The 12,977-nt window shown below is 67.6% G+C and carries 14 protein-coding genes; 10 read left to right on the top strand and 4 right to left on the bottom strand.

From position 1 onward, the window contains the following. From VIR09_RS00985 to VIR09_RS00965, 5 genes are all read left to right on the top strand, one after another. A partial coding sequence (locus tag VIR09_RS00985) for an amidase family protein (protein WP_332010872.1) occupies positions 1-876 on the top strand: 876 nt, incomplete at its 5' end. Between the two features lie 14 nt (positions 877-890). Further along, positions 891-2,087, top strand: a complete 1,197-nt coding sequence (locus VIR09_RS00980) for a CoA transferase (RefSeq protein ID WP_332010869.1) — start codon at positions 891-893, stop codon at positions 2,085-2,087. After that, on the top strand, positions 2,084-2,869 hold the full coding sequence (locus tag VIR09_RS00975; protein ID WP_332010867.1) for an enoyl-CoA hydratase: 786 nt from the start codon (positions 2,084-2,086) through the stop codon (positions 2,867-2,869). The genes VIR09_RS00980 and VIR09_RS00975 overlap by 4 nt, the downstream gene beginning before the upstream one ends. A gap of 28 nt (positions 2,870-2,897) precedes the next feature. Then, a complete protein-coding gene (locus VIR09_RS00970) occupies positions 2,898-3,800 on the top strand; it encodes a polysaccharide deacetylase family protein (RefSeq protein WP_414639353.1) in 903 nt (300 codons plus the stop codon). Continuing rightward, complete coding sequence (locus VIR09_RS00965) at positions 3,797-5,170, top strand: MmgE/PrpD family protein (RefSeq protein WP_332010865.1); 1,374 nt, start codon at positions 3,797-3,799, stop codon at positions 5,168-5,170. The genes VIR09_RS00970 and VIR09_RS00965 overlap by 4 nt, the downstream gene beginning before the upstream one ends. Positions 5,171-5,193: 23 nt before the next feature. Here the strand turns inward: VIR09_RS00965 and VIR09_RS00960 are convergent, their stop codons facing one another. Both VIR09_RS00960 and VIR09_RS00955 read right to left on the bottom strand, forming a co-directional pair. Next, on the bottom strand, positions 5,194-7,257 hold the full coding sequence (locus tag VIR09_RS00960; RefSeq protein WP_332010864.1) for a TonB-dependent copper receptor: 2,064 nt from the start codon (positions 7,255-7,257) through the stop codon (positions 5,194-5,196). 243 nt (positions 7,258-7,500) lie between these two features. Beyond that, the gene (locus VIR09_RS00955; protein ID WP_332010861.1) at positions 7,501-7,905 is read right to left on the bottom strand and encodes a DUF2946 family protein; all 405 of its coding nucleotides are present in this window, start codon (positions 7,903-7,905) and stop codon (positions 7,501-7,503) included. Positions 7,906-8,156: 251 nt separating this feature from the next. Between VIR09_RS00955 and VIR09_RS00950 the strand changes: the two genes are divergently transcribed. From VIR09_RS00950 to VIR09_RS00935, 4 genes are all read left to right on the top strand, one after another. Then, a complete protein-coding gene (locus VIR09_RS00950) occupies positions 8,157-8,381 on the top strand; it encodes an antitoxin MazE family protein (protein ID WP_332010860.1) in 225 nt (74 codons plus the stop codon). Beyond that, positions 8,381-8,704: a type II toxin-antitoxin system PemK/MazF family toxin gene (locus tag VIR09_RS00945; RefSeq protein WP_414639351.1), complete on the top strand. Its 324-nt coding sequence runs from the start codon at positions 8,381-8,383 to the stop codon at positions 8,702-8,704. Before VIR09_RS00950 ends, VIR09_RS00945 begins: the two co-directional genes overlap by 1 nt. A gap of 71 nt (positions 8,705-8,775) precedes the next feature. Next, positions 8,776-9,405, top strand: coding sequence for a glutathione S-transferase family protein (locus VIR09_RS00940; RefSeq protein WP_332010858.1), 630 nt, complete (start codon positions 8,776-8,778; stop codon positions 9,403-9,405). 275 nt (positions 9,406-9,680) lie between these two features. Beyond that, on the top strand, positions 9,681-10,271 hold the full coding sequence (locus tag VIR09_RS00935) for a YceI family protein (protein WP_332010856.1): 591 nt from the start codon (positions 9,681-9,683) through the stop codon (positions 10,269-10,271). Between the two features lie 55 nt (positions 10,272-10,326). Here VIR09_RS00935 and VIR09_RS00930 read toward each other — a convergent pair whose 3' ends face one another. Continuing rightward, positions 10,327-10,812, bottom strand: a complete 486-nt coding sequence (locus VIR09_RS00930; RefSeq protein ID WP_332010854.1) for a DUF6644 family protein — start codon at positions 10,810-10,812, stop codon at positions 10,327-10,329. A gap of 14 nt (positions 10,813-10,826) precedes the next feature. Continuing rightward, positions 10,827-11,213 (bottom strand): DUF6152 family protein, encoded by a 387-nt coding sequence (locus VIR09_RS00925; RefSeq protein WP_332010852.1) that lies wholly within the window; start codon positions 11,211-11,213, stop codon positions 10,827-10,829. 327 nt (positions 11,214-11,540) lie between these two features. On the opposite strand from VIR09_RS00925, the gene VIR09_RS00920 reads away from it, so the two are divergent. After that, entirely contained in the window at positions 11,541-12,839 is a 1,299-nt protein-coding gene (locus VIR09_RS00920; protein WP_332010875.1) for an APC family permease, read from the top strand. The last annotated feature ends 138 nt before the right edge of the window (positions 12,840-12,977 follow it).

Below are 12,977 nucleotides of genomic sequence, written 5' to 3'. Positions count from 1 at the left end.
TCGCTCGGCACCGACACGGCCGGCTCGGTGCGGATGCCGGCGGCTACCTGCGGCCTGGTGGGGCTCAAGCCGACCCAAGGGGTGATCCCGGCGGACGGCGTGGCGGCCTTGGCGCCAACGCTGGACACGGTGGGGGTGATCGGCCGAGACGCGTTGGACGCCGCCTGCGTCTATGCCGCGTTGCGGCCGTCGGCGACGGTCGCGCCGGCACTGCCCACGGATGCGGCGGGTATCGAACAGGAACTTTCCAGGCCCCGGCGCTGGCGGGTGGCGTCCACGCTCGGGACCGCCGACGCGCGCGCCGACGTGGGCGCGGCGATGGCGTGCTTCGAACAGCGATTGCGGGATTCGGCGCGGATCGATGCCCAACCGGGGCCCGATCTGGACCGCCTGAACCGCCTGGCGCAGATCGTGCTGCACGCGGAGGCTGCCGCCACGCTCGCCGGCAGTGTGCGCCGCGAATTGGCGTCGCTGGCGCCCGCCACCCAGGCCATCGCGCTGCCTGGTTGGGCCATGCCGGCGATTTGGTATCGGCATGCTCTGTCGCAAATCGCGTCGTCGCGCGCCGCGTTCGTCGCCACGTATCTCGTCGATGCGGACCTGCTGCTCACGCCCTGCCTGCCGCAAGGGGTGCCGGACCGCTCGGCGGTCACCACCAGCAGCCCTGCTTTCGATCCGCGCGCGCTCGCGGCGCTGCATCGCCACCACGCCTACCTCAACTATCTGGGCCTGCCCGCGCTGGTCCTGCCCGTCGGCATCGACGCGCTGGGCCGCCCCGTCTGCGTGCAAGCGGTCGGGGGGCCAGGCAGCGAGGCCCTGCTGCTGGCCTTCGCGCACCAGTTCGCCCTGCCCTTTTCCGCCATCCTGCAACGCTAATCCACGGACTCATCATGGCCAGAATCAATGCCTCCCCCACCCTTGCGCGCTTTCGCGTGCTGGACCTTTCGCGCGTGCGCGCCGGCCCGACCTGCGTGCGCATCCTGGCCGATTTCGGCGCGGACGTGATCCGCATCGAACCGCCGGCCGGAATCGATCCCAATGAAGCCATGTTCGCCGCCGACCGCACCGGCGGCGACTTCCAGAACCTGAACCGCAACAAGCGGTCGATGACGCTGAACCTGAAGAAGCCCGAAGGCCTGGCCGTGTTCAAGCAACTGGTGGCCACGGCCGACGTGGTGGTGGAGAACTGGCGTCCCGACGTCAAGGCGCGCCTGGGGGTGGACTACGACGTGCTGCGCGCCATCAATCCCCGCATCATCCTGGCCAGCATTTCCGGGTTTGGCCAGGACGGCCCCTATGCGGACCGGCCTGGCTTCGACCAGATCATCCAGGGCATGGGCGGCCTCATGTCGGTCACGGGCTTCGCCGGCGGCGGCCCGCTGCGCGCCGGGCTGGCGGTCGCCGATTGCGGTACCGGCATCTACGCCGCGGTCGGCGTCCTGCTCGCCTTGCTGGAGCGCGAACAATCCGGCGTGGGCCAATGGGTCCACAGTTCCCTGCTGCACACGCAGATCGCGCTGATGGACTTCCAGGCGGCTCGCTACCTGAACGATGGCGACACGCCGGTGCAGGTGGGCAACGACCATCCGACCAGCAGCCCGATGGGCCTGTTCGAAGCCAGCGACGGCGCCTTCAACCTGGGCGCGTCGGGCGAAGGCAACTGGCGCCGTCTGTGCGAGTGCCTGGACGCGCCGCAATGGCTGGAGGACCCGCGCTACGCGACCGAGAAGCTGCGCGTGGTGAACCGCGCCGAGCTCAATGAATCGCTGGCGCAGCGCTTCCGCCAGCAAAGCGTGGCGCATTGGGTCGGGCTGCTGAACCGGGTCGGGGTGCCGGCCGGCCCGGTCTACAGCATCCCGCAGGTATTCGAGGACGAGCAGGTCCGCCATCTGGGCGTGGCGCAGCCGGTCGCGGACGAGACCGGACACGAGTACCGCCTGATCTCGCAGCCTGTGGCCTTGACGCGCACGCCCGCCCAGATCGCACGGCCCGCCCCCGGCTGGGGCGAGCACACCCGCGAGATGCTGGCGGAGGTGGGCTATGGCGAGGGCGACATCGAGCGCTTGTATGAAGCGGGGGTGGTATGAGCGGCGGCCAAATCCAGGTCGATTTGCAAGACGGCATCGCGACCCTCACGGTCTGCCATCCGGAACGGCGCAATGCGATGACCCTGGCCATGTGGCAGCAATTGGCCGCTGCGTTGCGTGAACTGGAGGGCGCCGGGGTGCGGGTGCTGGCGCTCGCCGGCGCCGGTACCCGGGCCTTCGTGTCCGGGGCCGACATCAGCGAGTTCGACCAGGCGCGCGACGGCGCCGCCGCGGTCGCCAGGTACAACCAGGCGGTGGCGGACGCGCAACAGCTGCTGGCGGAGTTCGCGGCCCCGACCGTGGCGCTGATACAGGGCGCCTGCATGGGCGGCGGCATCGGCCTGGCGCTGGCCTGCGACCTGCGCTATGCCAGCGCCAGCGCCCGTTTCCGCATGCCGGCCGCGAGGCTGGGGCTGGGCTACTCCTATGCCGACATGCGCAGGCTGGTGGGCGTGGTGGGTGCGGCGTCCGCGTTCGATCTGTTCTATACCGCCCGCAACCTCGACGCCGAGCAGGCCGAACGCCGCGGCCTGGTCCATGAGCGGTACGCCGACGACGACTTCATCCGCCAGACCCAGGCGCGGGTGCGCGGCATTGCCGCCAATGCGCCCCTCTCCCTGCGCGCGGCAAAGGCGGCCATACTGGCGACCATGAATCCGCCTGCGTCCGCCCGGCTCGACGCGATCGATGCCTTGGTGGCCGAGTGTTTCGGCAGCGAGGACTACGCCGAAGGCCGCCGGGCGTTCGCCGAAAAACGCGAGCCGGTCTTTCTCGGCCGCTGAGCCGTCTTTGAACCATGAGCAAGATGCCATGAACAACCCACGCATTCCTTTCATGCTGTCCAGCCAGCGCCCGCCCCTGGCGGCGCTGGACGGCCGGCCGATCCTGGTGCACCTGGTGGTCAATGTGGAGCACTGGCCGTTCGACCAGCCCATGCCCCGTACTCTGCTGACCGCGCCGCATGGGCGCGAAACAGTGCCGGACGTGCCCAACTACAGCTGGGCCGAGTACGGCCTGCGCTGCGGGCTGCCCCGCATCATCGATGCCATTCGCGGCCGGGGCCTGCCGGCCTCGGCCAGCCTGAATGCTTCGGTCATCGACGCCTATCCCGAGGCGGCGCAGGCGCTGCTGGAGGCCGGCTGGGAATTCATCGGCCACGGCATCCACCAGCGGGCGCTCTCGCAAGAGGACGGCGACGGCCAGGCCCGCACCATCGCGGCGGCGCTGGACCGGATCGAGCGCTTCAGCGGTAGCCGTCCGCGTGGCTGGCTTTCGCCCGGCCTGCGCGAAACGCAGGACACGCCGGATCTGCTGGCCCAGGCCGGCATCGACTACCTGTTCGACTGGTGCCTGGACGACCTGCCCAACTGGATGCAGACCGCCGGGAGGCCGTTGCTGGCGCTACCCTACGCGCTGGAGCTGAACGATTCGGTCATCCACGCGGTGGAAAAGCATGCCACCGGGGAATTCAGCCGGCGCCTGGAAAGGACGCTGGATCTGTATGCCCTGGAGGCCCAAGCCGCTGGTTGTCCGCGCGTCCTCACGCTGGGACTGCATCCCCATCTGATGGGCGTGCCGCACCGCTACGCCGACCTGGTGACCATGCTGGACTTGCTGCAGCGGCATCCGATGACCACTTTCGTCACCGGCGCCGCGATGTATGACTGGTATGCCGGCCAGGTTCCCGCCAAGTCCGCCGGAGCCGCCGCATGAACGCCATCGATACCTTGGTCACGCATTTGCTGCGCACCCGCTACCAGGACCTGCCGGCGGCGGCAGTGATGGCGGCCCAGACCTTCATTCTCGATGCGGTCGGCGTCGGGCTTTCCGGCTCGCGCCATCCGCGCATGGCGTCGCTGCGCCAGGCGGCCCAGGCTCTGGGCCAAGGCGCAGAGGCCACCGTCTGGGGCAGCGGCGAGCGGCTGCCGCTCGCCAGCGCGGTCATGCTGAACGCCTATCAGGTCTTCAACCAGGAGTTCGACGCCATCCACGACCGCGCCGTGGTGCATGCGTTCGCCTGCATCGTGCCGGCGGCGCTGGGCTACGCCGAGCGCGAAGGCGGCATCGATGGCCCTCAACTGATCACGGCGGTCGCCGCTGGATTGGACTTCGCCATCTACGTCGCGCTGGCTCAGCGCGCGCCCATGCGTTTCTTCCGGCCCGCCATGTGCGGCGGCCTGGGCGCCACGGCCACGCTTTGCAAGCTGGCGGGATTGGACGAAACCGCCACGCGCGACGCGCTGGGGCTGGCATACAGCCATCTTTCCGGCACCATGCAGGCGCATATCGAAGGCTCGCCCGCGGTCGGCCTGCAGGTCGGCCTGAACGCCAGGGCCGCCGTCACGTCCTTCGAACTGGCGCGCGCGGGCTTCCCCGGGCCGCGCGACATCCTGGAAGGTCCCTACGGCTACTTCGCGCTTTACGACGCCGGCCAGGCCGACTGGGACGCGGTTCGCGGAGACGTGGGCCAGGTGTTCCAGATCACCCGCATGAGCCACAAGCCGTACCCGACCGGCCGCGCCACGCACAGCGGCATCGGCGCCGTGCTGGATCTCATGCGCGCCCATGCGCTGCGGCCCGAGGACGTGGACCGGATCACGGTTCGCGCGTCTTCGCTGATCGTGCGCCTGGTCGGGCGGCCAGCCCATCCGGGCATGGATTCCGCCACCGCCAGGCTGTGCATGGGTTATGCCATGGCCACGGCCCTGCTGCGCGGCCGGGTCGGCATCCCCGATTTCGATCCGGCCGCGCTGGCCGAAGCCAGGACTTTCGAACTGGCCGGCCGCATTCTGGTGGTGGATGACGGCAATCCCGACCCCAACGCCATGAGCCCCCAGCGGGTCGAATTGCGGCTGAAGGACGGCCGCGAATTCGCGGTCGACATGCCAGTTTTTCCCGGCAGTCCCGAATGTCCTTTGGGCGTGGCCGAACAGGACGCAAAGTTCGAAGCCTGCTGCGCCTCCGCGCAGCCGCCCTTGCCTGCCGCGCAGACGCGGGAACTGGCGCGCAGACTGCGCGGGCTGGAGAGCGAACAGGACGTGCGCGGAATCGTCGGGCTGTTGGCGGCTCCGCGCGCGTCCTGATTGCGCCCGCCGGGCTGGGCGCGTCAGTACTTGAAGCTCAAGCGCGCCCAGACCGTGCGGCCCGGCTCGTTGACCGCGGTGTTGGCCGCATAGCCGAAGCCGGCGTTGCCGGCCAGGTTCAAGTGCTCGCTGTAGGTCTTGTTGAACAGATTGTCCACGCCCAGCGACAAGCGGACCTGCTTGTTGACCGCATAGCCGCCGTTGAGGGAAAACACGCCGAAGCCCGCGCTGGGGCCGAAGTCCTTGCCCACGACATTGCCTTCGTTCAAGGCGTAGCGGTGCTGCGCGGCCACGATGCGCCATAGCGCGCCGGCGGACCACGTGCCGTCGTCGTAGGCGGCGCTGAGCTTGGCCTCCAGCGGCGGCATCTGCGGCAGCGCCCTGCCGTCGCTGCGGTTCTGGCCCCAGGCATACGCCAGCGTGGCGCCCAGCTTCCATGATGGCGCCGGCTTGTACGAGGCGCCCAACTCGCCGCCAGCGATGCGGGCGTTGACGTTGGTGGCTTGCGAGGCCGGGCCCATCATCCCGCCCGAGGTGTAGCTGAACAGGATGAAGTCGTCGACATAGCCGGCGTAGCCCGAGAACCAGGCGTCCAGCATTTCGGTCTTGTATTGCGCGCCGAAGTCCAGCTGGGTGGTCTTCTCGGGCTTCACTCCCTGGAAAGCGTTGGCTGAGCCCGTTGGGCCGCGGTCCGGGGAGAACAGTTCCCAGTAGTCCGGGAAGCGCTCCACATGGCCCAGGCCGACATAGACCGTGGCCGGCAACGACGCCAGATCCTGCTCGTAGCGCAGGAAGCCGCTGGGCAGCGTGTCGTTGCGGCGCTCATCCGCGGTGGGGTTGGGCATGGGCATCATCATCGAGCCGTTGTCCTGGCGAAAATCCTTGGCCGAGGCCCAGTCGATCCGCGCGCCGCCGATGACGCGGCTGCCCGGCGCGGCGCGCCAGGTCAGCTCGCCGAACAGTCCGGTGTTGGAAAAGTCCGCATCCTTGATCCAGCGCTGGCTGCTGTACGGCACAGTGTCGGTGCCGTTGCGGGAACGATGGCGGCTCTGCTGGAAGTCCAGGCCGGTGACCAGGTTGAGATCCGGCGACAGTTCCCAGGTGCCTGCATAGCGGCCGCCCCAGGTCGCGCGGTCCACGTCGGCGGCCATGGCCATCGGCATGGCGCTCATGGGATCCGGCGCGCGCAGCGTGTAGTTGTCCATCACATGGTCGGCATAGTTGTAGTACAGCTGCGCCTCGACCTTGCTCAGCACCGGACCGAGGTTCCGCTTCTCGAAACGCAGGCCGAAGCTCTCGCGCTTGAACTGGGATCCATCCATGCCGCGGCCGGCGTAGCGCGCTTCGCCGTCGCCCGTGCCGGCGGTCAGTTCATACAAGGTGTCGGCGTCGGGCGTGTAGCCCAGGGTCAGGTCGGCGTTCCACTTGTCCCAGCGCGAAGGCACGGTATTGCCGTCGCCGTCCTTGTAGTCCTGGGAGTGGGAATGGTTGGCCGTGATGCGCGTGTAGACCTGGTCGTTGCCGATGGTCAGGTCTGCGGCCTGGTCGTTGCGGCCGAACGAGCCGCCCGTCAAACTGCCATCGAATCGCACGCCGGCTGCCGTGAATCTCGGCGTGTCGCGATCGAACTTGACCGTGCCGGCCGACGCACCCGGGCCCCACAGCACCGTCTGCGGTCCCTTGATGACCGTGAGCTGGTCGAAGTTCTCGGGCGAGATGTAGGAACTGGGCGCGTCCATGCGCGCCGGGCAGGCGCCCGGCATGGAGCTGCCGTTAGTCAGCAGATTCAGGCGCGAGCCGAACATGCCGCGCAGCACGGGATCGCCATTGGTGCCGCCATTGCGGATCGCCGAGAAGCCGGGAATCGTCTTCAGGTAGTCGGTCCCGTCGCTGGCCGGCAGCGGCTGGCGCGGGATCTTCGGATCCGTGGTGAAGGTCAACGGCGCGCTGGGTTCCACGCCCGTGATGACCACGGGATCGGTGGTGTAGATGTTATTCGTCTCGGCGGCTTGGGGCCAGGCGGGGAATGAGGCGGCCAGGGCGGCGGCCAGGCAACTCATTCGCAGGAATTCCTCTTTTCTGGTCATGTCAGGTTTCTATCGATCAGGCAAGTTCTGTAGCGGGCGCGGACTGACGGCGACCCGCGCCTTCAGGGGTGAAGGCTCGCGCAGTCGCCACGTATGAGGCGCGCATCGATGGCACGTGGACGCCCCTCCCCGCGGCGCGTGGGACCGGTGGTCCGGTGCGTGCCGGCGATGCTGGCGCAGCCGTTCAGGCCCGCAGGCTTGCGGGCTGAGCGGATGGCCTGTCGATAACGTTTGGGAAGGAGGTCAGGCGGTCTGCGGCGGCGCTCGCGACTGCTGTGGCAGCCGGGCTAAAGCGCTGGAGAATTGCGGTTCCGCGGCCGGAGGATGGACGGCGGGCGCCGCCGCCGGCAGGAACCAGGCGAGCAAGAGAATTTCGGGAGGAGTGGCCCCGCTGAGCATGGCGCAGCCTGCGCTGCAGCAATGCGGTAAGGCGCCGCTGTGCTGCTGTGCGCCTTGCCCCTGCCCATCGACATCCAGCGTGACCACGCGCGGGCCGCTGGCGGTGCAGACGATGGTGGTGACTGCCGCCTTGGCCGTTCCCATGCCGGAGGCTGCCAGCGCGGAGGACGCGATCAGCGCCTGAAAGACGAACAGGGCCATCGCGACCAGCGCGACCCAACGTCTACGGGCATAGGCAGATGCGTGCATTCGGGGTTCCTTATCGGCGCAGATGCTATCACGCAAGGCGGAGCAGATACCTCGGATGCATCAAGCCTTGCGGTCAATTCGGATTGCGACATGATGTAGATCAGATATCGTGAGCAGTTCTATCCATACGGACGGCTAACGTGGCAATGACATGCTTGATTGACGAAACGCGGCTCGTGGCGGCAACCGCGATACCCGTTGCATGTAACGACTTCCCCGTGTACTCTGTTACATGCAACAGGGAGGCTGACATGGTGACATCCGATGTAAACGCCCGCGTGAACAAGCATCGCACCGCGCTACGCATGGCCGGCTTGCGTCCGGTCCAGATCTGGGTGCCTGATACCCGGCGGCCGAATTTCGCCGAGGAATGCCGCAGGCAGTCGCGCCTGGCGACCGAGGCGGATGCCGCGGATCATCCGACGCGGCGCCTGATGCATCAGGCCCTGTCCGAGCTGGATGGCTGGGAGCCCTGATGCGCGGCGAACTGGTGACAGTCGTGGCGCAAGGCGATTTTGGCAAACCGCGGCCGGCCTTGGTCATTCAAGCTGACCTGTTCAGCGAACACGGAAGCATCACCGTCCTGCCGGTGACCAGCAGTCTGGTCGACGCCCCCTTGCTGCGGGTCAACGCAAGGCCGACTGCTCATAACGGTTTGCAACAGCTATCTCAAATCATGGTCGACAAGGCGCTGACCGTAAGGCGGGACAAGCTTGGCCCTGCTTTCGGCCGCATCGAGGCTGCAACGCTGCTGGAAGTCGAGCGCTGTCTGGCCGTCTTTATTGGAATCGCCAAGTGATCGGGCTACCCTGTCGCGGGCAGCTTGTTGTGGCGACCCGGCTTTTCACCCATTGAACAAAGAGGATGCAGATGTCCCGTTGGACCTTTTATTCCGCCCCTGGCACCTGTGCGCTGGCGACGCATATCGCGCTGCATGAAGCAGGCGCCGATTTCGATCTGGTCAAGCTCGACATGGCCGCCCAGCAGCAGCAAAGCCCCGAGTACCTGCGCGTCAATCCCAAGGGCCGCGTGCCGGCGCTGGCGACCGAACACGGCGTGTTGACCGAGACCCCCGCCCTGCTCGCCTTCGTGGCGCAGAGCTTTCCGGCCGCGCAGCTGGCGCCGGTCGATGATCCGTTCGCGTTCGCGCGGATGCAGGAATTGGCGAGCTATCTGGCGTCCACCGCGCACGTGGCGCACGCGCACAAGCGCCGCGGCGCGCGCTGGGCGGACGATCCGGCCGCGCATGCCGCCATGCAGGCCAAGGTGCCGCATTCCATGACCGCCTGCGCCGCCTATCTCGAATCGCAAATCGTCGGCCCGTGGGCGGCGGGCGAACGCTACAGCGTGGTCGACGGCTATCTGTACACCATAGGCAGCTGGCTGGAGGGCGACGGCGTCGACCTCACGCAGTTTCCCAAGTTGACGGCCTATCTGGCCCGGGTTGCGGCCCGGCCGGCCGTGCAGCGCGCGCTGGCCGAAGCGCAAGCCGCCGCCTGACTTCCAGGCCATGGCCCCATGGCGGACTGGCCGGCATGCGATGTCCGGCCAGCACTGCCCGCGGGGCGCATCGATTCTCCAGGCGCCGGGTTTGATCGCCACCAAGGTTTGATTGCTATCAAAATTGGAACGCTGCAGCCAGTTTCATACGGCTAGCGCGATATTGCATCATTTCCTATCCTTCTTTCGTGCCGTCTTTGTCAGCTGGGTTTAAGCCAGCAAGCGACGGAATGAGCATCCGGACCTCTCCGGGCGCCGAACATCAAGAGAATCAAATGAAGCACACCTACGCAGCATTCCTCGCGGCCTCGCTCCTGGCCCTGGGCAGCCTCCCCGCGCACGCCGCGCCCGTGGACTACCAGATTGATCCGGAACACACGGAAATCGTGGTGACCTGGGACCACCTGGGCTTTTCCAAGCCTACGGCCCATGCCGGCGCCGTGACCGGCGTGATCCGCTACGACGCCGCCCAGCCCGCAAAGTCGGCGGTGGACCTGAGCGTGCCCGTGGCGCGCCTGACATCCCATGTGCCCAAGCTGGATGAAATGCTGCAGGGCGCGGAGTTCTTCCAGGCGGCCAAGTACCCGGACATCCAGTTCAAGAGCACCTCGGTCGCCGACCGGGGCAACGGCAATCTCAGCATCAGTGGCGTCTTGCGCATCAAGGGCATCGAAAAGCCGGTGGTGCTGCAGGCGCGCCAGAACAAGCAAGGCATGCACCCGATGGTGCAGCGCCCGGCCATCGGCTTTGACGCCATGACGGTCGTGAAGCGCAGCGATTTCGGCGTGGATGCGTTCGCGCCAGGCGTGAGCGATGAGGTGCAGTTGCGCATCACGGTCGAGGCCGTGGCCAGCGCAACGCGCTGATCTTCCGGGCGCCGGCATCGCAAAGGGGCCTGTCCGCACGCAGGCTCACGCCGCTTTAAAGGAATCCGATCCAGCGCCCCGCGACCAGGCAACCCAGCCACAGAACTAAAGACGCGCCGGCCCGCAAGCGCATGCCGGCCGAAGCCATGCCCTGCTCCTGGACCGCCTCCCAGGCTTTGCTGCGCCGTGCCAGCAGCGCGTTGAGCGCGCCAGCGGCCAGCAGACCCATCTTGATTCCGAAGGCGGGATTTTCCAGGTACTCCAGCGGCCGCACGCTGAAGAGCATGGCACCGGTCAGCACAGCCAGCGCCAGGCCCGCGGCCGCCGTGCGTGCCAGCACAGGCGCCAGCAGGGTCAGCGGTCCAGGTTTCAACAGCCCCAGCAGGCGCATGTCCAGCGGCACGATGGAGCCGATGAGCAGGCCGATGGCGCCGATGTGGGCGGCGTTCACCAACAGATATAGCGTGCCCGACCGCCGCAGCCAGATCGACGGCGGCAGGGATTCAAGCTGTTCCAGCGCCAGGCGCAGCAGCTCAGGCATGGGCCGGGCCCGCTTCAGGGCTTCTTGATGCGGCTGGGATAGATGTCGTAGGTCTTGCCGCCGACCTTGATCTGGACGGCCTTCATGCGTTTGGCGCCAGCGTCGCTGTCGCGGTTGCCGATGGCGACGATGGCATCGCCCGGCTTGGCGGAACCCTCGACGAATCCGGCGTCCTTGGTCTGGGTGGGGTTGCCCAGCTCCACGCGCCAGACGCCGTCGTCGGCGCGCACGTCCAGCCAGGGATGCGGGGGCGCGATCTGCACCTGTTGGACGGTGCCTTGCAGTGTCATCTGTTCGGACTCGGCCCAGGACCAGCCGTGATGCGCCAGCGCAGCGGGCATCACGCCCAACAGCGCGGAAAGCGCCAGCCCTGCCGTTGCCACGCGTATGGATAGCTTCATCTCCACTTTATATAAATCACATTAACTAAGACATATTATTCTTAATAATCAATGCATTAAGAATCGATAGTAAAGTTTTACTTTATATCTGAATGCAGGCTGAACACGTGTAATTGGCGTCATCCCGGGGAAAACCCGGAGAAACTTTTACGCACTGCTGCCGGTCGCAATTTGTTCAGGTGATTGTCAGGCCCCGTCCCCGAAACGCCGTCGCCTCCCGCGCTCGCCGCGCCCAACCGAGAGCCTCCGATGACACAGCCCACCCTGCGCTCGTCCGCGAGTCCGGCCCTGCTGCGCCAACCGCGTGCGCCAGCCGGCTTGTCGGTGATGGATGCCACCATGGTGCTGGTGGGCGTGGTGATCGGGATCGGCATATTCGGCTTTCCGCCGCTGGTGGCGCAGCACGCGGGTTCCGAGGCGGTCTATATCGGACTCTGGTGCGCAGGCGGCCTGGTGATGCTGGTCGGTGCGCTTTGCTATGCCGAGCTGGGATCGGCCTATCCAGGCGCGGGCGGCGAGTATCTGTACCTGACGCGGGCCTGGGGGCGGCGCGTCGGCCTGATGTTTGCCTGGGCGCGCTGCTCCGTCATCCAGACCGGCGCCATCGCGGTCGTGGCCTATATCTATGGCGATTACGCGCAGCGCCTGGTGCCGCTGGGCGCGTATGGCCCCGCCCTGCACGCCGCGATATCGGTGGTGGCGCTGACCGCCTTGAACGTGGCGGGCACGCGCTATTCCAAACGCCTGCAATGGCTGTTCACCGCCTTGACGGTGGCGGCCTTGGCGGCCGTAATGGCCGCGAGCCTGGCCGCGGCGGGAGACAGCCCGCTGCGCACCGATGCCGCGCCCGCGCCTCTGGCGGGCAACACGGCGGGGCTGCTGGGCATGGGCATGGTGTTCGTATTGTTGACCTATGGCGGCTGGAACGAGGCCGCCTATCTCAGCGGGGAATTGCGCGATCCCGGGCACAACATGAGCCGCGTGCTGCTGATCGGCACGCTGCTCGTGACCGGGGCGTATGTGCTGACCAACCTGGCGCTGCTGGAGATCTTCGGCCTGCAGGGCTTGCGCGACACGCCGGCGCTGGGCGCCGACGTGATGCAGCTGGCGGCCGGCCCCTACGCGGCCGCCCTGCTCAGCCTGACGATCTGCGCCACGGCGCTCAGCACCATCAACGGCACCATCATCACCGGCGCGCGCGTGTATTTCGCGCTGGGCCGCGACGTGCCGCGCCTGCGGGCGCTGGCGGCCTGGAACGCGCAAGGCGAGACGCCCGCGTCCGCGCTGCTGGTCCAGGGGGCGATCACGCTGGCGCTGATCGCGCTGGGCGCCTTCAGCCAGAACAGCGTGCAGACCCTGGTCGCCTACACCGCGCCGGTGTTCTGGATCTTCATGCTGCTGGTCGCGGCTTCGGTATGGCGGCTGCGTCGCATCGACCCCGACCGCCCGCGCCCGTTCCGCGTGCCGCTCTATCCCCTGCCCCCGTTGCTGCTGGCGCTGACATGCGCCGGCCTGGTGTACTCCAGCGCCATGTACGCCGGGGCCGGCGCCTTGATCGGGTTGGCCGTGCTGGCCGCGGGCCTGCCCTTGCTGCGCCTGCTGGGGCCGGCGCAGCCGCAGGCCTAGCCTTGTTTTCCGGGACGGCCGCCAGGCAAGGCCAGCCCGTCCGCATGCCCTATCTGCAAGGAGCCCACATCATGCAAATCGCGATCCCGTCCTTCAGGCCCGTGGCCCGGGCAACCCCGCCGCGCTTACGCGGCGCCT

This window comes from Achromobacter sp. (assembly GCF_036567245.1).
Lineage (GTDB): Bacteria > Pseudomonadota > Gammaproteobacteria > Burkholderiales > Burkholderiaceae_B > Achromobacter.
This window is presented reverse-complemented; position numbering and strand designations above follow the sequence as displayed.

What these genes read in the sequence shown, in the direction of transcription:
- VIR09_RS00980 (WP_332010869.1), top strand. Translation starts at nt 891, where the DNA reads ATGGCCAGAATCAATGCCTCCCCCACCCTTGCGCGCTTTCGCGTGCTG.
- VIR09_RS00975 (WP_332010867.1), top strand. Translation starts at nt 2,084, where the DNA reads ATGAGCGGCGGCCAAATCCAGGTCGATTTGCAAGACGGCATCGCGACC.
- VIR09_RS00970 (WP_414639353.1), top strand. Translation starts at nt 2,898, where the DNA reads ATGAACAACCCACGCATTCCTTTCATGCTGTCCAGCCAGCGCCCGCCC.
- VIR09_RS00965 (WP_332010865.1), top strand. Translation starts at nt 3,797, where the DNA reads ATGAACGCCATCGATACCTTGGTCACGCATTTGCTGCGCACCCGCTAC.
- VIR09_RS00960 (WP_332010864.1), bottom strand. Translation starts at nt 7,257, where the DNA reads ATGACCAGAAAAGAGGAATTCCTGCGAATGAGTTGCCTGGCCGCCGCC.
- VIR09_RS00955 (WP_332010861.1), bottom strand. Translation starts at nt 7,905, where the DNA reads ATGCACGCATCTGCCTATGCCCGTAGACGTTGGGTCGCGCTGGTCGCG.
- VIR09_RS00950 (WP_332010860.1), top strand. Translation starts at nt 8,157, where the DNA reads ATGGTGACATCCGATGTAAACGCCCGCGTGAACAAGCATCGCACCGCG.
- VIR09_RS00945 (WP_414639351.1), top strand. Translation starts at nt 8,381, where the DNA reads ATGCGCGGCGAACTGGTGACAGTCGTGGCGCAAGGCGATTTTGGCAAA.
- VIR09_RS00940 (WP_332010858.1), top strand. Translation starts at nt 8,776, where the DNA reads ATGTCCCGTTGGACCTTTTATTCCGCCCCTGGCACCTGTGCGCTGGCG.
- VIR09_RS00935 (WP_332010856.1), top strand. Translation starts at nt 9,681, where the DNA reads ATGAAGCACACCTACGCAGCATTCCTCGCGGCCTCGCTCCTGGCCCTG.
- VIR09_RS00930 (WP_332010854.1), bottom strand. Translation starts at nt 10,812, where the DNA reads ATGCCTGAGCTGCTGCGCCTGGCGCTGGAACAGCTTGAATCCCTGCCG.
- VIR09_RS00925 (WP_332010852.1), bottom strand. Translation starts at nt 11,213, where the DNA reads ATGAAGCTATCCATACGCGTGGCAACGGCAGGGCTGGCGCTTTCCGCG.
- VIR09_RS00920 (WP_332010875.1), top strand. Translation starts at nt 11,541, where the DNA reads ATGGATGCCACCATGGTGCTGGTGGGCGTGGTGATCGGGATCGGCATA.